Origin of the sequence: Bordetella genomosp. 2 (assembly GCF_002261345.1) — a bacterium.
Lineage (GTDB): Bacteria > Pseudomonadota > Gammaproteobacteria > Burkholderiales > Burkholderiaceae_B > Bordetella_A.
This window is the reverse complement of the sequence record NZ_NEVT01000004.1, coordinates 58,035-79,457: the sequence shown is the minus strand read 5'-3', so window position 1 is coordinate 79,457 and position 21,423 is coordinate 58,035. Positions and strand designations below refer to the sequence as shown.

Below are 21,423 nucleotides of genomic sequence, written 5' to 3'. Positions count from 1 at the left end.
GGAACGGCGGTTCCCGGAAGAGGTCAGCGCGCCTGGGCCAGTTGCCAGCAGCGCAGGCGTTCGGATGCGGTGGGAGGCGCGGCGCGCAGCAGGTCGGCCACGGTCTGCGCCGCCAGTTCGCGCCGCCAGGCGGCCTCGGCGCGATGCATGGCCGCCGCGATGCCGCACGGCCGCGCGAATTCGCCGGGTGCGGCGGTGGCGCCGGCGCCGCGCTGGCGGATCTCGGTGCAGCGGAAGGCTGGTTCGGGGCCTTCGATGGCCGTGACGACTTCGAGCAGCGTGATCTGCTGCGGCGCGCGCGCCAGGCGGAAGCCGCCCTTGACGCCGGCGCTGGAGGCGAGGATGCCGGCTTTCACCAGCAACTGCAGGCATTTGTTCAAGTAGGCCGGCGGCAACTCGAACGCCGCGGCCAGGCGGGACGTCGGCACCGCGGCGTCATCGCGTCCCAGCCACGCCAGCGTGAGGCAACAGTGCAGCGCCCATTCGACGCCTTCGCTCATCTTCATTGGTTTGGTCCTCTTAATCAGGATAAATAATATCTAGATTAAAGCGGGCGTCAAGAGGTGGAGGCTTGTGTTCATGGGGGCAGGCGCAGGGGTTCCTGGGGCGTCCTGGGCGGGGCTGGGCTGGAATCATTGGGGAACGGCGGTAGGTGTCAGACACCCCAATGCGACAGTTGTAGGTAGGTGTCAGACACCCCTTGCAACAGTCCCGCCTACCCGCGCCATCTCGGCAGGGGGGTCTGACACCTGCGGCAACCTCACGTGCATGCCACATAGGTGTCAGACACCCCATGCACATCGTTTCTTCAAGCACGACCGTGCGCCAGGGGTGTCTGACACCTGTCAGCTCAGCACAAGGTATCCGAAGGCGACCTACCCGAGATCCTGCGAGCCCGGGCGTGCCGGTGGGGCCTGGGCGGCCAGTTGGAGCGAGGGCAGCCCCCGCAGGGGGCCGAGGGCGCCTGGTGGCGCGCCCGAGCCGAGCGACGTGGCCGCCCAGGCCCCACCGGCACGCCCGGGCGCCTCAAGAACTCAATTACCCCCCCAACGCCCCGAGCACTTCCCTCCCATCACTCCCGCGGCGGATATGGCGACGCCTGCAGCAACCTCGCCAGGTGCACGCAGTTCAACGCCAGTTCGCGCGTGGCCTGGGCGGTTTTCTTGGGCGTGGCGGGCAAGTCCTGGAAGTCGGTCTTGTGCATGGCCTCGCCGACCCAATAGGTCACCGCGCTCGCCGGCAGCGTGAAGCCGACGTCGTTGAGCGCCTGGAACAACTCCGCGCTGACATGATGGGCGCCGTCCTCGTTGCCCACTACCGCGACGCCCGCCACCCGTCCGTAGGGGGCCATGCGGCCGCCGTCATCGAGTTCGCCCAGGAAAGCGTCCATGCGTTCCAGCACGCGCTGGCAGACGCTGGAGGGATGGCCCAGCCAGATCGGCGTGCCGAGGATCAGGATATCGGCGGCCAGCACGCGCCGCCGCAGCGCCGGCCATTCGTCGCCGGGGCCTTCGTCCGAAGTCACGCCCGGGGCGATGGCGTGGTCCACCGCCCGCACCAGGTCGCACGTGACGCCCAGGCGGCGGAGTTCCTCGGCCACCTGGCCGAGCAGTTTCTCGCACGACGAGGCGGCCGGCGAGGGCTTCAAGGTGCAATTGATGCCGAGGGCGGTAAGTGGCATGGAAACTCCTGGCGAAGGCGCGGCGTCATGCCGCCGCAATGGCCGGGGCGCAGCAAGGGACATGCCTTCCGATGAAACGCGCTGAAACGGTTAGGGGCCATGCCCGCCTGCGACGAGGGCAAGGGCAATGTTAAGATAGGAATAATTCTTATTTGTAGTAAGTGGCGCGGCGTGGCCCGCGCGCAAGCAGGGATTCGATATGTACAAACAAGCAGGAGTGCGCCGCTGGTTGGCCGGCGCGGCGCTGCTGGCGGGGCTGCTGCCCGCGCTGGCCGGCGCACAGGGCACGATCACCATCAAGGACAGCCACGGCGAAAAATCCGTGCCCCAGCAACCCGCCAAGACCGTCGTGATGGACCTGGCCGTCCTGGACACGCTGCACACCCTGGGCGTCGACGTGGCCGGCGTGCCCCAGGCCACCAAGTGGCCGCCCCAGCTGGCCCAGTACGCCGACAAGCGCTATGCCAAAGTGGGCTCGATGTTCGAGCCCGACTACGAGGCCATCCACCGCCTCGCGCCGCAACTGATTTTCGTCGCCGGCCGTTCCGCGCCCAAGTATGGCGAGCTGGCCCGCCTGGCGACCACGGTCGACCTGACCGTCGACCCCAAGGATCTCGTCGGCAGCGTGGCGCGCAACACCGAAACGCTGGCCGCCATCTACCAGAAGCAGGACATCGCGCGGCAGAAGATCGCCGCCCTGGAGTCGTCCATCGCCGCCTTGCGCGAGCGGGCGGGCCAGGCCGGCAACGGTCTCATCATCCTGACCACCGGCGGCAAGATGAGCGCCTACGGTCCCGGCTCGCGCTTCGGCGTCATCCACGACGCCTTCGGCGTCAAGCCCTCCGTCACCGACCTGGCCCAATCCAACCATGGCCAGGCAGTGTCCTTCGAATTCATTGCCCAGACCAACCCCGACTGGCTGTTCGTGATCGACCGCGACGCCGCCATCGGCCGCGAGGGCACCTCGGCGCGCAAGCTGCTGGACAACGAACTGGTGCGCCAGACCAAGGCCTGGAAGCAGGGGCAAGTGGTCTACCTGGACGCCTTCAACTGGTACACCCTCGGCGCCGCCGGGCTGACCGCGCTGCAGCAGAGCGTCGACGAAGTCGCCGCCGCGCTGGACCGCGCCAAGTAAGCGCCGGATCGCGGGGCGTTCATGCCATACCGTCGTGCCGCGACGCCGGGCGGCGGCCGGGCCTATTGGGGCCTGGCCGCCGCCTTGCTGGTGCTGGTGGCGCTGTGTCTGGTCAGCATAGGGCTGGGGGCCGGGGAATTCTCCTATGCCGCCTTGCTGGGCGGGCCCGACGCGGCGCGCAGCTGGCAACTGCTCATGGTCAGCCGCGTGCCCCGCACCCTGGCGCTGCTGCTGGCCGGCCTGGCGCTGGCCGTGGCGGGCCTGCTGATGCAGATGCTGGTGCGCAACCGCTATGTCGAGCCCTCCACCGCCGGCACCATCGAATCGGCGACGTTCGGCATCCTGGTCGTGACGCTGCTGGCGCCGGGCGCGCCGGTCATCGCCAAGATGCTGGCCGCCACCGGCTTCGCGCTGGCCGGCAGCCTGCTCTTCCTGGCGCTGCTGCGGCGCGTGCCCCTGCGCACCCCGTTCATCGTGCCGCTGGTCGGCCTGATCCTGGGCGGCGTCATCCAGGCCGCCACCACCTACGTGGCATTCCACTACGACCTGCTGCAATCGCTGCACGCCTGGACCATGGGCGACTTCTCCGGCGTGCTGCGCGGGCGCTACGAATTGCTGTGGATCGGCCTGGCGCTGACCTGCGTCGCCTACCTGGCCGCCGACCGCTACACGGTGGCGGGCATGGGACGCGAGTTCGCCTCCAACCTGGGCCTGAACTATGCGCGCCTGACTTTCGCCGGGCTGCTCATCGTCTCGGCCATTGCCGCCGTGGTCGTGGTCACGGCCGGCAGCATCCCCTTCCTGGGGCTGATCGTGCCCAACGCGGTCAGCCTGGTCATGGGCGACAACATGCGTCGCGCCATCCCCTGGGTGGCGGTGCTGGGCGGCATCTTCGTGCTGGCCTGCGACATCCTCGGCCGCCTGGTGCTCTATCCCTACGAAGTGCCGATCGGCACCGTGGTGGGCGTGGTCGGCAGCGTCCTGTTCCTGTGGCTGCTGCTCAGCCGGAGGGGGCGCCTTGGCTGACATGAGCGCCGTGCCGGGACGCGTCCGCCTGGGCCTGCTGGCGGCGCTGGCGGCCGCCTGCTGCGCCGCCTACCTGACCATCGGCGCGCGCGGCCAGTGGGATTTCGTCATCCCGTTCCGCGGCGGCAAGCTGCTGGCCATGGCGCTGGTGTCCTATTGCGTGGCGGTCTCGTCGGTACTGTTCCAGACCATCACCCACAACCGCATCCTCACCCCGGCCATCATGGGCTTCGATGCGCTGTACCTGCTGATCCAGGCATGCATCGTGTTCGGCTTCGGGCTGTCGGCCATGAACACGCAGGAACCGCTCTGGCAGTTCCTGCTGGAGGTCGGCGCCATGACCGCCTTTGCCTGCCTGCTGTTCCGCTGGCTGTTCACCGGCGCGGCGCGCAGCCTGCACTTGATGATGCTGGTGGGCATCGTGTTCGGCCTGCTGTTCCGCAGCCTGTCGAGCTTCGCCGTGCGGCTCATCGACCCCAACGAGTTCCTGGTGCTGCAGGATCGCATGTTCGCCAGTTTCAACAGCGTGCGCACCGGCCTGCTGCCCTACGCGGCGGCGGCCGCCCTGGCGGTGTCGCTGGCGTTCTGGCGCATGCGGCGCCGCTACGACGTGGTGGCGCTGGGGCGCGACATGGCCGTCAACCTGGGCGTCGACTACCGGCGCACCTTGCTGGGCACGCTGGCCGGCATCGCCGTGCTGGTGGCCGTCTCGACCGCGCTGGTCGGGCCGGTGACATTCCTGGGGCTGCTGGTCGCCAACCTGGCCTACCGCACCATGGCCAGCGACCGCCACGCCCAGACGGTGCCCGCGGCGGTCCTGTGGAGCGTCATCTTCGTGGTGGGCGGCCAGACACTGCTGGAGCGCGTGCTGGGCCTGAACACGACCGTGAGCGTCATCATCGAGTTCGTCGGCGGCCTGCTGTTTCTCATCCTGATCCTGCGCAAGGGAGGGCGCCCATGATCGAAGTGCAATCCGTCAGCAAGCGCTACGGCGACACCGCCGTGGTCGACGGCGTCAGCCTGGCGCTGCCCGAGGGCGGCGTCACCGCGATCATCGGGCCCAACGGCGCCGGCAAGTCGACCCTGTTGTCGATGATCAGCCGGCTGTTGCCGATGTCCGCCGGGCACGTGCTGGTCGACGGCCTGGACGTGGCCCATGCCGACAGCAAGGAACTGGCGCGGCGGCTGGCCATCCTGCGCCAGGACAACCACCTGCCGCTGCGCCTGACGGTGCGCGACCTGGTCGCCTTCGGCAGGTTCCCGCACAGCGGCGGGCGCTTGACCGTGCAGGACCGGGCCCACATCGAGCGCGCCATCGCCTACCTGGAGCTGGAGCCGCTGGCCGACCGCTACCTCGACGAGATGTCCGGTGGCCAGCGCCAGCGCGCCTTCGTCGCCATGGTGCTGTGCCAGGACACGCGCTATGTGCTGCTGGACGAACCGCTGAACAGCCTGGACATGAAGCACGCCGTGGCCATGATGCGCATCCTGCGCCGCGCCGCCGACGAACTGGGCAAGACCGTGGTGGTGGTGCTGCACGACATCAATTTCGCGCTGGCCTATGCCGACCGCATCATTGCCATGCGCCAGGGCAGGGTGGCGCTGCAAGGGCCGCCCGCCATTCTTACCACCGAGGCGCTGACGGATCTTTACGCGCTGCCGATCACCGTGCACGAGATCGACGGGCAGCGCATCTGCGTGTATTACCGCTAGCGGCGGCGCCCGCGCTGGGACACATGGCCCTGGGGCCGGGGCCCGCGTTTCCGCCGGCCAACAAAAAACCCGCTGCGTCAACGACTTGGCGGGCTTCTTGTGTTGCCTGTTTTTGGTGGAGCGGAGGAGGATCGAACTCCCGACCTTCGCATTGCGAACGCGACGCTCTCCCAGCTGAGCTACCGCCCCAAATCAAGCAAGACCGCAACTATACCTTATTTTTTCTCGCGTGTGAAAGCCGCCTGCCGGCTGTGCGCCGGTGCGGTCATGTCCGTGAAATATTGTTGACGTAGCAACTACATGGCCGATATGATGCGCGCCAGAGGGGCATACGAGAGAATCGGCGCGACTCCGCGCCCGCCGTCCCGACGCCAGGAGCGAACCGATGATCAAGCAGTCAGGCGGCGCCGCAATCGTGCGCAGTTTGTTCCAATGCCTGCTGGGGCTGGGCCTGTCCGCCGGCCTCGTGCCCGCGCATGCGCAGGCCGGGTTCCCGGCCAAGCCCATCCACCTGGTGGTGCCCGCGCCGCCGGGCGGCGCCGGCGATACTTCGGCGCGCGCCATTGCCCGCCACATGGCCGACACCCTGAAGCAGCAGGTCGTGGTCGAGAACAAGCCGGGCGCCGCGGCCACCATCGGCTATCGCAGCCTGGCCGGCGCGGCGCCCGACGGCTATACCGTCGGGCTGGTGCCGGTGGCCGGCACCGCCATCGCCACCGTCACCTACAAGGACCTGCCGGACATCGACCGCAGCTTCGACATCGTCGCGGGCATCGCCGACGCGCCCCATGTGCTGGTGGTGCCGGCTTCGCTGGGCGTCAAGGACATCGAGGGCTTGCTCGCCCTGTTGAAAAGCCGGCCAGGCCACTACAACTACGCTTCGCAGGGCGCCGGTTCGCTGTCGCATATCGAATCGGCGGTGTTCCTGGACGCGGCCGGCGTGTCGGCCACGCACGTGCCCTACAAGGGCAGCGCCGAGGCCCTGCCGGGGCTCATCGGGGGCGAGACCAGCCTGATGTTCGACAGCGTGTCATCGGTGCTGCCGCACGTGCGGTCCGGCAAGCTGGTCGCGCTGGCGACGGCGGCGAGCCGGCGCGTGCCCCAATTGCCCGACGTGCCCACCATGGCCGAACTGGGCTATGACCTGAAGGCCGACAACGCGTTCGTGCTGCTGGTGCCGGCCGGCACGCCGCCCGGGCACACCCAGGCGCTGACCGAAGCGGTGCGCGCAGCCCTCGCTAGCGCGGAAGTGATCGCCACCCTGGAAAACACCGGCATCGTGGCGAAGTTCACCGCGCCCGCGGCGTTCCGCGATGTCATCGCGCAGGAATTCGCGCTGTGGCCCGGCCTGGCCCGCAAGCTGGCCGCCTCCTCCCACTGAAGCCGCGCCCCGGGCGCTCTGACTGGAATCCGCCATGCCCGCTTTCGACGGCTCTGACTGGGCCTTTCCCTACACGTCGCAACGCATGCCGGCGTTGGCCGAAAACATGGCCTGCACCGAGCAGCCCCTGGCCACGCAAGCGGCGCTGGCCGCGCTGGCCGCCGGCGGCAACGCCGTCGATGCCGCCATCGCCGCCGGCATCACGCTGACCGTGGTGGCGCCCTGCATGAACGGCATCGGCGGCGATGTCTTCGCCATGGTCTGGGACGGCGCGCGCCTGCACGGCCTGAACGCCTCCGGCCGGGCGCCGCAGGCCTGGACGCCGGAATACTTTGCCAAGTACAGCGCCATGCCCGCCCGCGGCTGGGACTCGGTCACCGTACCGGGCGCCGTCTCGGGCTGGGTGGCCTTGTCCAGGAAGTTCGGCAAGCTGCCGTTCGGCGACCTGTTCGAAGCCGCCATCCGCTACGCGCGCGACGGCTACCTGGTCACCCCGATCGCGAGCCGGCAATGGCAGACCCAGATCGAAGACATCAAGGCCACGCCGGGCTTTGTCGAGGCCTTCGCGCCCGGCGGAAGGGCGCCCGCGCCGGGGCAGCGCTTCATCTGCCCGGGACAGGCCGCCACGCTGGAAGAGCTGGCCCGCACCCACGGCGAATCGTTCTACCACGGCGCGCTGGCCGGGCGCATCGCGGCGTATGCGCAAGCCACGGGCGGGGCGTTGACGCAAGCCGACCTGGCCGCGCACCAGGTGGACTGGGTCGAGCCGATCTCGATGCCGTACCAGGACATCTCGCTGCACGAAATCGGGCCCAACGGGCAGGGCATCGGCGCCTTGATGGCGCTGGGCATGCTCGAGGCGATCGACGCCCATCGGCTGCCGCTGGATTCGGTCGATTATTTCCATGCGCAGATCGAAGCCATGAGGCTGGCGCTGGCCGACCTGCAGCGCTATGTGGCCGATAGCCGCCACATGCGGGAAGTCACTGCGCCGCAGTTGCTGGATCAGGCCTACCTGGCGGCGCGCGCGCGCGATATCGGTGCCGGGGCGGCCCGGTATCCCGGTCCCGGCCTGCCGCTCAAGGGCGGCACCACCTATCTGACCACCGCCGACGCCAGCGGCATGATGGTCTCGTTCATCCAGTCGAATTTCAAGGGTTTCGGCTCCGGGCTGGTCGTTCCGGACACCGGCATCGCCCTGCACAATCGCGGCTGGGGCTTCAATTTGATTCCCGGCCACCCGAACCAGGTCGGCCCCGGCAAGCGGCCTTTCCACACGATCATTCCCGGCTTCCTGATGCGCGGCGGCCAGCCGTTGATGAGCTTCGGCGTCATGGGCGGGTCGCTGCAGGCCCAGGGCCACGTGCAGGTCACGACGCGCATCGCTCATGGGCAGAATCCCCAGGCGGCGGTGGACGCGCCGCGCTGGCGCATTCTCGAGGACAACGTCACCGTGCTGGTGGAATGGAATTTCCCGGAAGCCGCGATCGCCGGATTGCGCAGCAAGGGCCACCAGGTGACGGTCGCGCCGCGCTTTTCGGATGAATTCGGCGGCGCGCAGGCGATTGCCCGGCTGGCCGATGGCTACCTGGGGGCGTCGGACCACCGCAAGGACGGCCACGCCGGCGGCTGGTAGCCGCCGCGTGCCAGGTCAGCGCGCCTTGCCGGACTTCTCCGCGTAGGCCTCTTCCAGCAGCGTTTCGGCCTGCTTGATGAGGGTCTGCATGGCTTTTTCGAAAGTCTCCAGCTCGCCGGCGCTCAGGCAGCTGGCCAGGCGCTGCTGGCGCGCCAGGCTCAGCGGCATGCCCTGCTCGTACTTTTGCCGGCCGGCCGCCGTCATGTCCACCAGGATGCGGCGGCCGTCGGTGGGGCTGGGGGCGGTGTAGACCAGCTTCTTTTCCAGCAGCTCGGCCACGGCCCGGCTGACCTGGCTCTTGTCGTAGCGGCAGAAATCGGCGATGTCCTGCACGTACTGCGCCCCGCCGTGAGCGATGCACAGCAAGACGCGCCACTGTCGCACCGACAGCCCCAGGTTCGTATCCAGGATGACTTCGATACCGCGATTCAGCAACTGGCTGAGGGTCAGCACACGGTATGCGAGCAGTTCGGTGGGGGCGATGCTGGCCACGGGCTTCTTCGTCTGCGATCGTGCCATGGCGGTTCCGGCGGCCTGGAACGGCCTCAGCCCAGTTCCAGAGTGGCGACCACCGGGGTATGGTCGGACGGCTGCTCGTTGGAGCGGGGCGCCTTGTCGATGACGCAGGCCACGCAGCGCTGGGCGAGCGGCTCGGACAGCAGGATATGGTCGATGCGCAGCCCGGCGTTGCGGCGGAAGGCGAACTGGCGGTAGTCCCACCAGCTGAAGGATTTCTCCGGCTGGTCGAACTGGCGGAACGAATCGGTCAGGCCCAGGTCGAGCAAGGCGCGGAAGGCGGCGCGCTCCGGCTCGGACACTAGCACCTGGCCGACCCACTTGGCCGGGTTGTGCACATCCTCGTCGGCCGGCGCCACGTTGTAGTCGCCCAGCAGGGCCAGCCGGGGGTAGGCCTTGAGCTCTTCGGCCAGCCAGTCGCGCAGTTGCCGGAACCAGTCCAGCTTGTATACGTATTTGTCGGAATCGAGCGACTGGCCGTTGGGGCAATAGGCGCAGATGACCCGCACGTCGCCGCCCGGCGCGGGCAGGGTCACGGCCAGCAGCCGCTGCTGCGGATCATCCATGCCGGGAATGTTGCGCACCATGGCCGAACCCGGCTCGCGCGACAGGATGGCCACGCCGTTGTAGGTCTTCTGCCCGGCCCACACCGCGTGGTAGCCCATGCGCGTGAACTCGTCCAGCGGGAACTTGTCGTCGGCCAGCTTCAGCTCCTGCAGGCACAGGGCGTCCACGGGGTTGGCGGCCAGCCAGTCCAGGACTTGCGGCAGGCGGACTTTCAGGGAATTGATGTTCCAGGTGGCGAGTTTCATGTCGTGGGCGGGGCCTTTATTTCTCGGGTTTCCGGCCGGTTTGCTCAGATTCTCGCCGGCTGGCTACCATCTGGCTACATATTCCGCGCGGTTGATTTTGATGGCGCGCCGGCAGGATAGGGATGATACCGCGCCATCAAGCCGCCTTCTTGTTGCACTTGAGGAGCGCGCCCGCGGCCCCGGCACGTGACTTGCTGCTTGCTCAGGTTCTTGGGGGCAGTCAAGATGAACAACCAGACAATCGAAGTCCGGCGAACCCGCGCGGGGCAATTCGTCGCATGGGTAAAGGTTTGGCTGACGCGGGCGACTGGCGAAAGGGTTCCTGTACAGCAAGCCACAAAGCCATTCGAGACTGAGGAAGCCGCTCGGCGGGCGGCACGGGAACTGATAAGCCATCTGTTGCACTGATTTGCTGATGGGGCCGGCCTTTCTTCCCGAGGCTCGATTGCAGGAGCAGCGAAAGCCGGGTGTCTGAACCGGCAGGCGGATGGTCTTTCGCTCGACCACAGGCGTATCATGAACAACTTACTCCTGATGAGGCTGATCATGCAGCGAATAATTACGGAGTACCAGATCCCGACTGGAGACTTCCGGAGAGTGAAGTACGTCGGGGCGATCAAAGACCGAGTCGATGATGGGAACAGCGTCCGGGTTTGGGCCGTGGATCCCCAGTCTCCCTTTTTCCAACAAATTGGCGCGGGGCCCGTCGACAGTTGGACCGACGTGCTGATCGACGTGGAAGATCCCGATTCGGCTGAGACCTTGGGCAGGCTGAAACGGGCCGTTGAAGCACGACTGGTACAGCAGCTGGGTTGAACGGTTCGTGAAGTTCGACAGCCCGCTTCGGGGGCTTTTTCTCGCCCTGTAGGCCGTCCACCCGTTTTTCATGGCATTTCCCGTGTAGACGCCTGCGGTATTCGGCAGCGGGTGATACAAGCAGTGCAATACAGGAGGGCGGTATGAGTGTGTTCAAGCGGCGGATTGAAGAACGGCATCGCCGGCTTCTTGCCGCCCAGGCAACGGAGCAGGACGTCAAAGCCGGACGCGAAGCGGCATTGAGGGCGCTGGAAGCGGAGGCCGGAGCTCTGCTCGAAACGATCATCCAATATCTCGAAGTCGAGAAGGCGGAGGCAAAGGCTGGCGGCTACATGGCGGAAGTCCACCGCATACGCGACGACCACAGTTCATCCGTCGGTGCAGAATTGAGCTTCGCATACGTGGCCGACATGTTGCCATCTCAGGTGACGACACAATTCGGCTTTCGCATCACTATTGGCGAGGATCGGCAGGTGCAAGTGTCCTATGTCTGCCGTGAACGCGGCCAACGGCCATTGACGCTAATCCCGACCGAGGCGATAGGCGCCACCGACCAGGCCGGCATTCTGCCGCGCATTGAAGCATCGCTCGAAAAATTTGTCGAAGCGGCGGAGCAGGCCAAGGCCGGGCAACTTCCTCATTGACGCGACCCTGTCGATTCTCGTTATTGTGGTGCTCGACGGATGAGAGTGGCGGCGGCTGGCCGAGGTTCGGAAACGGTTATCGCAGGCTGATCAGAACACCAAGCGCCACGCCCGCTGCGACACAGATGCCCATCGTTTTCCATGGACTGTCGCGCGCGAAGTCGGTAGATGCATCCGCGGCATTTCCCAGACTATGTCTAGTCGCCGAGCATACCGAATCAAACCAACGATTGCTGTCGTCACCCGGCGATTCGCTGTTTTCGTGGCGGGAGTTATTCGATTCGTCTGCCGAAACGGGGAGCGGTGCCTTGACCCCTGTTTGCGACTTGGAATCCGTGTCGTTATTCATTGAGTGCTCCTCGAAAGAGCGGAAATGCTCGTGGCCGCGGCATGCGTGGAGTCGGCGATTACAGTTGGTCTGCAGGCACCATGTCTTTGGCGTGTCGAGCGGCCGGGAAGAACATTCTGCAGCCGGCTCCCGCGTCCGAGCGATGAGCCAGCGCACAGTGTTTGCCGGGCATGTTGCCGCTCGGCTCGACTTCAAGCGTACTGAGTCGTTTGTGGTCTGCGACCGGAGTCAAGACCGACGTTGGCTTGGGTCAGCTAACTCGGCCTCGGGTTACTGAGGGGTGCGTTGCTTGTTCGGATCGCTTTGGGCCTGCTTGCGCGCGGCATCGTCTTTTTGCTGTTGCGTCTGTTGCTCTTGCGACTGGCTGGGCGCTTGCTTCTTGTCGGCTTCATCCGGAGTGACGGAAGCAGCGAAGCGGGTAGGGAATGTCATGATGGTACCTCTTGGGTTGTTGTGGCTGGATGCCACCTCTTCACGGTGCGCCCTCGGCGCCTGATTCCCTAGCGGTCAATTGAAACAATTAATCATTTGATGGGTTATACACTGCACAAGGGTTCCTTGGCGGCCGGCACGATCGGGTGCACAGCAGGGTGACGCCGGGCAATGGCCGCTTATTCCTGCCTTCAGGGTGTTGGAGAATGCGATGTGGATGTGCAGACATTGCGGCGCGGAAACGAAGGCCGGGGCCATCAATGCCGAACGGGACGAGGACGGATTCTATTTCCGCTGTAAGGAGTGCCTTTGCCGCAATACACTGGTTGACGCAAGGCAGGGAGATGATGGCAATACGGTAGGGCTTATCCAGCCCGAGGCATGAGTCGAGCCAGGTTCAGGTCCGCTGGAGGCCGGCTAGGCGCCGCGGGCGGCGCCTTGCCGGGCGCGCATGGCCCGCTTGCGCAGCAGCGCGGCGAAGGCTCGGCCGGGCGGAGTCTGGGGCTGCTCGCGGTTCAGCAGCAGGCCCGGGGTGCGCATGGGGGTGGGGCTTTCCATGGGTATCAGGCGCAGCGCGGGGTCGGGGGCCAGGGCGCTGGGGGCCGCGATGGCGCCGACGGGCAGGCGCGCCACCATGCCCAGCATGGCGGCGATGGTATTGGCCTCGGCCACGACGTTGGGTTCGGCGCCCGCGGCGGCGAAACATTCGTCCAGCAGCCGCCGGGTGGAGAAGCTGGCCGGTAGCAGCACCAGGGGCTCGCGATGCAGCTCAATCATGCGGATGCGCTTGCGCGCCGCCAGCGGATGGGAAGCCGAGACCACCAGCACCAGTTCCTCGTTGAACAGGGGCTCGAACTGCAGGCCGCTGGCCGATTCGGGCCGGTAGGCCACCCCCAGGTCGAGCTGGCCCGCCTCCAGCCGCGCGGCAATCTGGTCCGCCGCCAGTTCTTCGATGATCACTTTCACCGTGACGTGGCGCTGCAGGAAGCGCGCTACGCAGTCGGGAATGAAGCGCTGGTTGAAGGTGTGAGTGGTGCCCACGCGCAGTTCGCCTGTCATCGCGGCGGCGTTCTGCTTGAGCTCGCTCAGGCCCTGGTCGACCTCGCGCAGCGCGCGCGCCGCATAAGCCAGGAAAGTCTCGCCCGCGGCAGTGATGACGACGCGCTTGCCGACGCGGTCGAACAGGCGCTGGCCGATCTCGTCTTCCAGTTGGCGGATCTGGTGCGACAGCGTCGACTGGGTCACGTGCACCCGTTCGGCGGCGCGCGTGAAATTCAACGAGCCGGCCAGGGCGATGAAGTAGCGCAGGTGCCGCAGTTCCATGGTGTGTCCACCTAATGATCGATAGCATCAATGGTAAATCCATAAATTAATCATTTCCATGTTTCCTGCGCCATGGCTAGTCTTACGCCGGTACCGAAACCGCAGCAAGGAGCTCCCATGGGGAATGTACTGGACGGCATCCGGGTCATCGAGCAAGGCACTTTCATTACCGGGCCCGCCGCCGGCATGCTGCTGGCCGACCTGGGCGCGGACGTGATCAAGGTCGAACAGCCCCGCACCGGCGATCCGTTCCGGGCCTTCAAGGGCGGGCTGTACAGCCCGCACTACCAGACCTACAACCGCAACAAGCGCAGCATCGAACTCGATGCGCGGGACCCGGCGGACGCGCAGGTATTCGATTCGCTGATCCAGAGCGCCGACGTCTATATCCAGAATTTCCGGCCCGGCACCGCCGAACGCCTCGGCGCCGGCGAGGCGCGCCTGCGCGACCTGAATCCCGGCCTGGTGTACTGTGCCATCAGCGGGTTCGGGCAGACCGGCCCGGCCGCCGGTCGGCCCGCCTATGACACGGTGGCCCAGGCGGCCAGCGGTTTCCTGAACCTGCTGGTCAACCCCGCCAATCCGCGCGTCGTGGGGCCGGCGATCGCCGACGCCCTTACCGGCTTCTACGCGGCCTACGGCATCCTCGGCGCGCTGGTGGAACGGGCCCGCAGCGGCCGGGGCAAGCGGGTCGAGGTGTCCATGCTGGAAGCCATGTGCCACTTCAACCTGGATGCCTTCACCCACTACCTGTCGGAAGGCGAGATCATGGGCCCGTACAGCCGGCCCCGCGTGTCGCAGTCGTACACCTTGCGCTGCGCCGACGGCAAGTGGATCGCGCTGCACATGTCGTCGCCCGAGAAGTTCTGGCGCGGCCTGGCGGCCGCCATCGAGCGCCCCGGCCTCTTCGACGACGCGCGCTTTGCCACGCGGGAAGGCCGCATCGCGCACCAGGAGCAACTGATCGAGCTGCTGGGCGAGGTCTTCGCCACCCAGCCGCGCGATACCTGGTGCCGCCGCCTGCAGGAGCGCGACGTGCCGCACGCGCCCATGTACGACACGCGCGAAGCGCTGGAAGATCCCCAGGCCCGTCACCTGCAGATCGAGATCGAGGGCGTGCACCCGCAGCGCGGCCCCTGGAAGACGGTGCGCTCGCCGGTGACGTTCGACGGCCAGCGTCCCACGCACGTGCGGCCGCCGCCCGTGCTGGGCGAACACAACGACGAGATTCGCGCGGCCCTGCGCAATGCCCGGGCTTGACGCCGGCCGTCCATTTCACCATTTCACGACCGCGAGCAGTTCATGAAAATCGGCAAACAAACGGTGCCCCGCACCTCGATCTGCACTTCTGACGAACACACCATCGTGGTGCGCGGCGCGGACCTGTGCCAGGACCTGATCGGCAAGATGGGGTTTGGCGACTATTTCTATTTGCTGGTGACGGGCCGCCGCCCGGATGCGGCCGCCAGCGCGGTGCTGAACGCCACCCTGGTGGCGATCGCCGAGCATGGCCTGGTGCCCAGCGTGCAGGCCAGCCGCATGACGCTGGCCGCCGCGCCGGATGCGCTGCAGGGCGCGGTGGCCGCCGGCATCCTCGGGTGCGGATCGGTGATCCTGGGCGCGTCCGAGACGGCCGGGCGGCTGTTCCACGAGATCGAGACGCGCGCCGGGCCCGGCGGCGACATTGGCGCTGCGGCGCGCGCCGTCGTGGCCGAGTACCGGGCCGACCGGCGCGCCATTCCAGGCTACGGGCACCCGCTGCACAAGGAGCGCGACCCGCGCGTGGCGCGCCTGTTCGAGGTGGCGCGCGCAAGCGCGGCCGGCCTGCAGTACGTGGCCATCGCCGAGGCGGTCGAGGCGGTGATTCCGCAGGTCGTGGGCAAGGACCTGCGGTTGAATGTTTCGGCGGCGATCCCCGCCGTGCTGCTGGGCATCGGCTTTCCCCTGGCCGCGCTCAAGGGCGTGCCGATACTGGCGCGCGCCGCCGGCCTCATTGCGCACCTGACCGAAGAGCAGGAGGCGCCGATCGGGTTCGCCCTGTCGTACCAGGCCGGCCGCGCGGTGCAATACGAGGGCGCGCTGCCCCCGGGGTTTGCCGCGCAGCGCCCGTAGGCGTTGCAAATCGCGGCGCGCCGCCGGCATGGCTCGCCGCACATACTCATCATAACGAGGAGACAACCATGAAACCGCTCGATCACCATTCCAACGGCCGGCGGACACGCCGCAAATTGCTGGGCGCCGCATTGTTGGCCGGCGTGCTGGGGCTGCCGGCCGTGGCCGCGCAGGCTGCCGCGTTCCCCGAGCGTGCGGTGCGCATGGTGGTGCCGTTCGGTCCGGGCACCACCACCGACACCATCGCGCGCATCGTGGCCGAGGCCATGGCCAAGCCGCTGGGCCAGCAAGTGGTGGTGGAAAACAAATCCGGCGGGGGCGGCACCATCGGGACGGCTCAGGTGGCGCGGGTCCAGCCCGATGGCTATACGCTGGTGATGGGCACGGTGGGCACGCACGCGATCAACCAGGCCCTGTACAAGAATCCCGGCTACGACCCGCTGGAGGACTTCGCGCCGGTGGCGTTCGTGGGCCAGACGCCGACTTTCCTGGTCACCGGAAGCGGATCGGGCATCCAGTCGCTCAAGGACCTGGCCGCCGCCGCGGGCAAGGCGCCCGGCGTGGCGTTCGCCTCGGCCGGCAGCGGCACGTCCGGCCACCTGGCCGGCGAATTGCTCAAGGCGCGGCTGGGCGGCGAAATGCTGCACGTGCCCTACAAAGAGGGCGGGCTGGCCGTGTCCGACGTGATGTCGGGCCAGGTGCAGTTCATGTTCTACCATCCCGCCGCGGTACTGCCGCACATCCAGGCCGGCAAGCTGCGCGCCCTGGGAGTATCCAGCGCCCGCCGCAGCAGCGCCGCGCCCGATGTGCCCAGCATCGCCGAGCAGACCGGCAGCGATTTCGACCTGGTGGCTTGGTTCATGCTGTACGCGCCGGCCGCCACGCCCGAACCGGCGCTGGCCGTGCTGCGCCAGGCGGCGCAGCAGGCCCTGGGCGATCCGCAGGTGCTCGAGCGCCTGGCCGGGCAGGGCGTTGAACCGGGCGGCGAGTCCACCCGCGACCTGGCCGGTTTCGAACGGGCCGAGATCGCCAAGTGGTCGGATCTGGTGCGGAAATCCGGCGCCCAGGTGAACTGAGGCGAGCCTCGCGCGGGAGTCCGGCGGCAGGCGCGCGGCCTACTGCGTCAGCGTGGAAATGAACGCCGCCGTGCGCGCGTCGCGCGGCCGGCTGAACAGTTCGGCCGAGGGGCCGGATTCCACCACGCGGCCTTCCTGCAGGAACACCGCCTCGCGCGAGATGGCGGCGGCCAGGCGCAGGTCGTGGGTGGCCATCAGCATGGTCATGCCTTCGCTGGCCAGCTGCTTGAGCACCTCGACCACTTCGGCCGCCAGGCCGGGGTCGAGCGCCGAGGTGGGCTCGTCGCACAGCAGCACGCGCGGCGAGGGGGGCCAGCGCGCGGGCAATGGCTACGCGCTGCTGCTGCCCGCCGGACAGATTGAGCGGCCAGGCGTCGGCCTTGTCGCGCATGCCGACCTTGGCCAGCAGTTCCAGCGCGCGCTCGCGGGCACGCGGCCGCGGCCACTTCTGCACCGTGACCAGGCCTTCCATGACATTGTCGATGACGGTCTGGTGCGGGAACAGCTGGAAGTTCTGGAACACCATGCCGGTCTGCTTGCGCACGCGCTGGACGGCGTCGCGCTCGGGCTTGCGCTGCGGGTCGAACCGCACGGTCTCGTCGCCCAGCTGCAGTGTGCCGCCCTCCGGGATCTCCAGCAGGTTCACGCAGCGCAGCAGCGTGCTCTTGCCGCTGCCGGACGGGCCGATCAGCGCGGTGACGCTGCCTTCGGCGATGGCGACGTCGACCTTGTCCAGTACATGGTGGTCGCCGAAGAATTTGTCGATCTGCGTCAGCGCGATCATCGGTTCCTCTCGGAAAACACCGCGTGCTGGCCGAAGCGCCGCTCCAGCCGCACTTGCGCGGCCGACAGCGCCGAGCTGAACACCAGGTAGATCAGGGCGGCCTCGGTGTAGAGAATCAGCGGCTCGTAGGTGACCGCGGCGATGCGCTGGGCGGCCTGGAAGATCTCGGGCACGGTCAGCACGGCGGCCAGCGAGGTGTCCTTGACCAGCGAGATGAACGAGTTGGCCAGCGGCGGCACGGCCACGCGCGCGGCCTGCGGCAGGACGGTGCGGCGCATGGCCTGGCCGCGCGTCATGCTGAGCGAGTAGGCGGCTTCCCACTGGCCCTTCGGGATGGATTCGATGGCGCCGCGGATCACCTCGGAGTTGTAGGCGCCGACGTTGAGGGTGAAGCCGATCAGGGCGGCCGGCAGCGGGTCGAGCACGATCCCCGCGCTGGGCAGGCCGTAGAAGATCACGAACAACTGCACCAGCAGCGGCGTGCCGCGGATCAGCCATACATAGAAGCGCACCAGCGCCACCAGCGGGGCCGGGCCGAACAGGCGGATCAGCGCCACCACGAAGGCCAGCACCAGCCCGCCCGCGAAGGACAGCAGCGTCAGCGGCACCGTGAACACCAGCCCCGCGTGCAGCAGGGGCCAGAATGAATCGATCATCAACTGCAGCCAGGCGGGCACGATGGCGTGTCTTCCTTGGAAGGGTGGCTCGGCGGACGAGGCGGCGGGGCTTACTGGGCCGACAGGTCGGTGCCGAAGTACTTTTCCGAAATGGCCTTGTAGGTGCCGTCGGCCTTCATGTCGGCCAGCGCCTTGTTGATGGCCGCGCGCAGCTCGGGGTTGCCCTGGCGGATCAGTACGCCCGATTCGCTGAACTCGGCGCTCTTGTCGCTGTCGACGATCTTCACCTTGGCGTTGGGCTTCTGCTTCTTGAAGTCCAGGAACGACAGGTTGTCGTTGATGGTGGCGTCGACGCGGCCCGACATCAGCAGGTCGATGCTCTCGTTGAAGCCCTGCACGGCCACCACCTGGGCGCCGTACTTCTGCGCCAGCTTGCCGAAATTGCTGGTCAGCGTATTGGCCGAGCGCTTGCCCTTGATGTCCTCGAAGCGCTTGATCTCGGTGTTGTCGTCGCGCACGATCAACACCGCCTGCGAAGCGATGTACGGGTCGGAGAAGTCGTACTTGGCCTTGCGCGCATCGGTGATGCCGACCTGGTTGATCACGGCGTCGTAGCGCTTGACGTCCAGCCCGGCGATCAGGCCGTCCCACTTGCCTTCGACGAATTCCGCCTTGACGCCGAGGCGCTCGGCGATGGCGCGGCCGATTTCCACGTCGAAGCCGGTGAGCTTGCCGGAGGTGTCGTGATACGTGAACGGCGCATAGGTGCCTTCGGTGCCGATCTTGAACACGCCGGCCGACTTGATGGCGGCCAGGCCGTCCTGGGCATGGGCGGCGGCCGCCACGGTGAGTTGCAGTAGTCCGGCCAGCAGAATCGAGCGCAATTTCATGGTGGTGCTCCAGTGGATGGTGTCATGCGCGCCGGCGCCGCCTTGTGGGCCGCGCCGGGGAAACGAACACTGTAACAACCAGCCTATTTTTCCACAAAGCATGAAGAATCGTAAGAATATTGCCGGCGGTTATTAGGCGGCGCCGTGCCCGCGCCGCCCGCGGCGGCGCTCAGCGCGCGCGCAGCAGGCGCAGGCCGTTGGCCACCACCAGCAGGCTGGCGCCCACGTCGGCGAACACGGCCATCCACAGGGTGGCGTGGCCGGCGGCGGCCAGCACCAGGAACACCGCCTTGATGCCCAGCGCCAGCGCGATGTTCTGCACCAGAATGCGGTGCGTGGCGCGCGACAGGCGCACGAACTGGCCGATCTTGCGCAGGTCGTCATCCATCAGCGCCACGTCGGCCGTCTCGATGGCCGTGCCGGTGCCGGCCGCACCCATGGCGAAGCCGATGTCGGCGCGCGCCAGCGCCGGCGCGTCGTTGATGCCGTCGCCCACCATGCCGACCTTGCCGGCCGCGCCGAGCTTGGCCTCGACGGCGCGCAGCTTGTCCTCGGGCAGCAGTTCGCCATGGGCTTCGTCGATGCCGGCCTGTTCGGCCACCGCCCGCGCGGTGCGCACGTTGTCGCCGGTCAGCATGAGCGTGCGCACGCCCAGGCGGTGCAGGCCGGCGACTGCTTCGGCGCTGCCGGGCTTGAGGGTGTCGGCCACCGCCGCCAGCGCCACGGCGCCGCGGCCGTCGGCCAGCGCGATGGCGGTCTTGCCTTGCTGCTCCAGGGCTTCGATGCGGGCCTGCAGGTCGGGCGTGGCCACGCCCAGTTCGCGCATCAGCCGCAGGTTGCCCAGGTGCCAGGTCTGTCCGCCGATGCGGCCGCGCACGCCGCGTCCCGGCAGGGCGGCGAAATCGCGCACTTCCAGCAGCGGCGCGGGCGCCGCGCCGGCGGCATGGGCTTGCGCCACGGCGCGCGACACCGGGTGGTCGGAGCGCGCGGCCAGGCTGGCGGCCAGCAGGGCCGGCGCGGCCGCGCCGGGTTCGGGCCGGACCAGGGTGTCCAGGTCGGTGCAGACCGGCTTGCCGTGGGTCAGCGTGCCGGTCTTGTCGAGCGCCAGCCAGGCGAGCCGGCGGCCTTCTTCCAGGTACACGCCGCCCTTGATCAGGATGCCGCGGCGCGCCGCCGCGGTCAGCCCGCTGACGATGCTGACCGGCGTGGAGATGACCAGCGCGCAGGGGCAGGCGATGATCAGCAGCGCCAGCGCGCGGTAGATCGCGTCCAGCCACGGCTGGCCCCAGATGAGCGGCGGCGCCACGGCCACCAGCAGCGCCAGGATCACCACCACCGGCGTGTACACGCGCGAGAAGCGGTCGATGAAGCGCTGGGTCGGGGCACGCGCGCCCTGGGTCTGCTCGACCGCGTGGATGATGCGCGCCAGGGTGGTCTCGCCGGCCGCGGCGGTGACGCGGTAGTCGAACGCGCCGGTGGTGTTGACGGTGCCGGCGTACACGGTGTCGCCCACTGCCTTGTCGACCGGCAGGCTCTCGCCCGTGATGGCGGACTGGTCCACCGCCGAGGAGCCGTCGGCCACGATGCCGTCGGCGGCGATGCGTTCGCCGGGCCGCACGCGCACCCAGTCGTCATGGCGCAGCTGCGCCACCGGCACTTCGGCCCACGAGCCGTCGGCCTGGCGGGCCGTCGCCACTTGCGGTGCCAGGTCGAGCAGGTCGCGCACCGCGTGGCGCGCGCGGTCCAGCGCGCGCGCCTCGATCAGCTCGGCCACGTTGAACAGGAACATCACCATGGCGGCCTCGGGCCACTGGCCGATCAGGACGGCTCCCGTGACGGCGATGCTCATCAGCGCGTTGATGTTGAGATTGCCGTTGCGAAGTGCGATCCAGCCCTTGCGGTAGGTGCCCAGGCCGCACGCCAGGATGGCGGCCAGCGCCAGCACCGCCGCGACCGCCGTGGGCAGGGCGGCGAAGTGGGCGGCTTCCGACAGGGCGGCCAGCACGCCGCCGGCGGCCAGCCAGTAGCCATGGCCGCGGCGCCCCGCCGGCGCGGCGGCGGGCGTCGCATCGTCGTCGGCCAGCACCTCGGGCGTCATGTCCAGCGATTTGATGGCGGCCACCACCTTGTCCAGCGCGCCCTCGCCATGCGCGACCGTCAGCACCCGCTGCATCAGGTTGAAGTGCATGCCGTGCACGCCGGGCAGGGCGCCCAGCTTCTTGCGGATCAGGGTCTCCTCGGTGGGGCAGTCCATCTGGCCGATGCGCAGCCGCGCCAGCCGCTGGCCTGGGCCGGCGCGCAGCGGCGCCGCCTCGGCGCGGCGGCCGGCGGCGGGGTGCGCATGCCCGGCATGGTCGTGGCCGGCGTGGTCGTGGCCGCAGCAGGCCGGGGAGTCGGAAACAGGGTGGGTCATGGCTCGGATCGGGGTCCATTCAAGAGCATTGACGGCATTGCACACCCTGGAGTTACTATAGGGTCAA

Annotated in this window: 21 protein-coding genes, 1 tRNA gene and 1 pseudogene; 11 read left to right on the top strand and 12 right to left on the bottom strand. The window is 68.0% G+C overall.

Going from position 1 to position 21,423, the window contains the following annotated elements; genetic code table 11:
• Positions 1-23 precede the first annotated feature (23 nt).
• Both CAL24_RS09580 and CAL24_RS09575 read right to left on the bottom strand, forming a co-directional pair.
• Positions 24-506, bottom strand: a complete 483-nt coding sequence (locus tag CAL24_RS09580; protein WP_094806565.1) for an RrF2 family transcriptional regulator — start codon at positions 504-506, stop codon at positions 24-26.
• A 566-nt stretch (positions 507-1,072) separates the two neighbouring features.
• Complete coding sequence (locus tag CAL24_RS09575; RefSeq protein ID WP_094806564.1) at positions 1,073-1,681, bottom strand: flavodoxin family protein; 609 nt, start codon at positions 1,679-1,681, stop codon at positions 1,073-1,075.
• 199 nt (positions 1,682-1,880) lie between these two features.
• Here CAL24_RS09575 and CAL24_RS09570 point away from each other — a divergent pair, with 199 nt between their 5' ends.
• The 4 genes from CAL24_RS09570 to CAL24_RS09555 are packed head-to-tail and all read left to right on the top strand — an operon-like array spanning position 1,881 to position 5,555.
• The gene (locus CAL24_RS09570) at positions 1,881-2,816 is read left to right on the top strand and encodes a siderophore ABC transporter substrate-binding protein (RefSeq protein WP_094806563.1); all 936 of its coding nucleotides are present in this window, start codon (positions 1,881-1,883) and stop codon (positions 2,814-2,816) included.
• Between the two features lie 21 nt (positions 2,817-2,837).
• Entirely contained in the window at positions 2,838-3,842 is a 1,005-nt protein-coding gene (locus CAL24_RS09565) for an ABC transporter permease (protein WP_094806562.1), read from the top strand.
• A 1-nt stretch (position 3,843) separates the two neighbouring features.
• Positions 3,844-4,803: an iron chelate uptake ABC transporter family permease subunit gene (locus tag CAL24_RS09560; protein ID WP_170947064.1), complete on the top strand. Its 960-nt coding sequence runs from the start codon at positions 3,844-3,846 to the stop codon at positions 4,801-4,803.
• Positions 4,800-5,555 (top strand): iron ABC transporter ATP-binding protein, encoded by a 756-nt coding sequence (locus CAL24_RS09555; RefSeq protein ID WP_028355594.1) that lies wholly within the window; start codon positions 4,800-4,802, stop codon positions 5,553-5,555. Before CAL24_RS09560 ends, CAL24_RS09555 begins: the two co-directional genes overlap by 4 nt.
• A 113-nt stretch (positions 5,556-5,668) precedes the next feature.
• On the opposite strand, the gene CAL24_RS09550 is transcribed toward CAL24_RS09555, so the two are convergent.
• Positions 5,669-5,744, bottom strand: a tRNA-Ala gene (locus CAL24_RS09550).
• Positions 5,745-5,940: 196 nt separating this feature from the next.
• On the opposite strand from CAL24_RS09550, the gene CAL24_RS09545 reads away from it, so the two are divergent.
• Entirely contained in the window at positions 5,941-6,936 is a 996-nt protein-coding gene (locus CAL24_RS09545) for a Bug family tripartite tricarboxylate transporter substrate binding protein (RefSeq protein WP_081760475.1), read from the top strand.
• Positions 6,937-6,970: 34 nt separating this feature from the next.
• Positions 6,971-8,572 carry a gamma-glutamyltransferase family protein gene (locus CAL24_RS09540; protein ID WP_094806561.1) on the top strand — a complete coding sequence of 534 codons (1,602 nt, stop codon included), beginning with the start codon at positions 6,971-6,973 and terminating at the stop codon, positions 8,570-8,572.
• Between the two features lie 15 nt (positions 8,573-8,587).
• Here CAL24_RS09540 and CAL24_RS09535 read toward each other — a convergent pair whose 3' ends face one another.
• Both CAL24_RS09535 and xth read right to left on the bottom strand, forming a co-directional pair.
• On the bottom strand, positions 8,588-9,091 hold the full coding sequence (locus CAL24_RS09535) for a MarR family winged helix-turn-helix transcriptional regulator (RefSeq protein WP_028355591.1): 504 nt from the start codon (positions 9,089-9,091) through the stop codon (positions 8,588-8,590).
• A gap of 26 nt (positions 9,092-9,117) precedes the next feature.
• Entirely contained in the window at positions 9,118-9,900 is a 783-nt protein-coding gene (xth, locus tag CAL24_RS09530; protein ID WP_028355590.1) for an exodeoxyribonuclease III, read from the bottom strand.
• Between the two features lie 516 nt (positions 9,901-10,416).
• Between xth and CAL24_RS09525 the strand changes: the two genes are divergently transcribed.
• Positions 10,417-10,716 carry a hypothetical protein gene (locus CAL24_RS09525; RefSeq protein WP_094806560.1) on the top strand — a complete coding sequence of 100 codons (300 nt, stop codon included), beginning with the start codon at positions 10,417-10,419 and terminating at the stop codon, positions 10,714-10,716.
• A 143-nt stretch (positions 10,717-10,859) separates the two neighbouring features.
• Positions 10,860-11,360, top strand: a complete 501-nt coding sequence (locus CAL24_RS09520) for a hypothetical protein (RefSeq protein ID WP_094806559.1) — start codon at positions 10,860-10,862, stop codon at positions 11,358-11,360.
• A gap of 76 nt (positions 11,361-11,436) precedes the next feature.
• Here the strand turns inward: CAL24_RS09520 and CAL24_RS24000 are convergent, their stop codons facing one another.
• The 3 genes from CAL24_RS24000 to CAL24_RS09515 all read right to left on the bottom strand — a co-directional run bounded on the left by CAL24_RS24000 (position 11,437) and on the right by CAL24_RS09515 (position 13,464).
• Positions 11,437-11,709: a glycine zipper domain-containing protein gene (locus CAL24_RS24000; protein ID WP_141218069.1), complete on the bottom strand. Its 273-nt coding sequence runs from the start codon at positions 11,707-11,709 to the stop codon at positions 11,437-11,439.
• A 270-nt stretch (positions 11,710-11,979) separates the two neighbouring features.
• Positions 11,980-12,141, bottom strand: a complete 162-nt coding sequence (locus CAL24_RS24150) for a hypothetical protein (RefSeq protein ID WP_170947057.1) — start codon at positions 12,139-12,141, stop codon at positions 11,980-11,982.
• A 417-nt stretch (positions 12,142-12,558) separates the two neighbouring features.
• A complete protein-coding gene (locus CAL24_RS09515; RefSeq protein ID WP_028355589.1) occupies positions 12,559-13,464 on the bottom strand; it encodes a LysR substrate-binding domain-containing protein in 906 nt (301 codons plus the stop codon).
• A gap of 117 nt (positions 13,465-13,581) precedes the next feature.
• On the opposite strand from CAL24_RS09515, the gene CAL24_RS09510 reads away from it, so the two are divergent.
• From CAL24_RS09510 to CAL24_RS09500, 3 genes are all read left to right on the top strand, one after another.
• Entirely contained in the window at positions 13,582-14,724 is a 1,143-nt protein-coding gene (locus CAL24_RS09510; protein WP_094806558.1) for a CaiB/BaiF CoA transferase family protein, read from the top strand.
• Between the two features lie 42 nt (positions 14,725-14,766).
• Positions 14,767-15,576 carry a citryl-CoA lyase gene (locus CAL24_RS09505; RefSeq protein WP_094806557.1) on the top strand — a complete coding sequence of 270 codons (810 nt, stop codon included), beginning with the start codon at positions 14,767-14,769 and terminating at the stop codon, positions 15,574-15,576.
• A gap of 68 nt (positions 15,577-15,644) precedes the next feature.
• The gene (locus CAL24_RS09500; RefSeq protein WP_094806556.1) at positions 15,645-16,652 is read left to right on the top strand and encodes a Bug family tripartite tricarboxylate transporter substrate binding protein; all 1,008 of its coding nucleotides are present in this window, start codon (positions 15,645-15,647) and stop codon (positions 16,650-16,652) included.
• 39 nt (positions 16,653-16,691) lie between these two features.
• Here the strand turns inward: CAL24_RS09500 and CAL24_RS09495 are convergent.
• From CAL24_RS09495 to CAL24_RS09480, 4 genes and pseudogenes are all read right to left on the bottom strand, one after another.
• Positions 16,692-17,436 (bottom strand): annotated as a pseudogene (locus tag CAL24_RS09495) (amino acid ABC transporter ATP-binding protein).
• Positions 17,433-18,113 carry an amino acid ABC transporter permease gene (locus tag CAL24_RS09490; RefSeq protein ID WP_028355584.1) on the bottom strand — a complete coding sequence of 227 codons (681 nt, stop codon included), beginning with the start codon at positions 18,111-18,113 and terminating at the stop codon, positions 17,433-17,435. The pseudogene CAL24_RS09495 and the gene CAL24_RS09490 overlap by 4 nt, the downstream one beginning before the upstream one ends.
• 50 nt (positions 18,114-18,163) lie before the next feature.
• On the bottom strand, positions 18,164-18,943 hold the full coding sequence (locus tag CAL24_RS09485; RefSeq protein WP_094806555.1) for an amino acid ABC transporter substrate-binding protein: 780 nt from the start codon (positions 18,941-18,943) through the stop codon (positions 18,164-18,166).
• Between the two features lie 169 nt (positions 18,944-19,112).
• A complete protein-coding gene (locus CAL24_RS09480; protein WP_094806554.1) occupies positions 19,113-21,356 on the bottom strand; it encodes a heavy metal translocating P-type ATPase in 2,244 nt (747 codons plus the stop codon).
• Positions 21,357-21,423 lie beyond the last annotated feature (67 nt).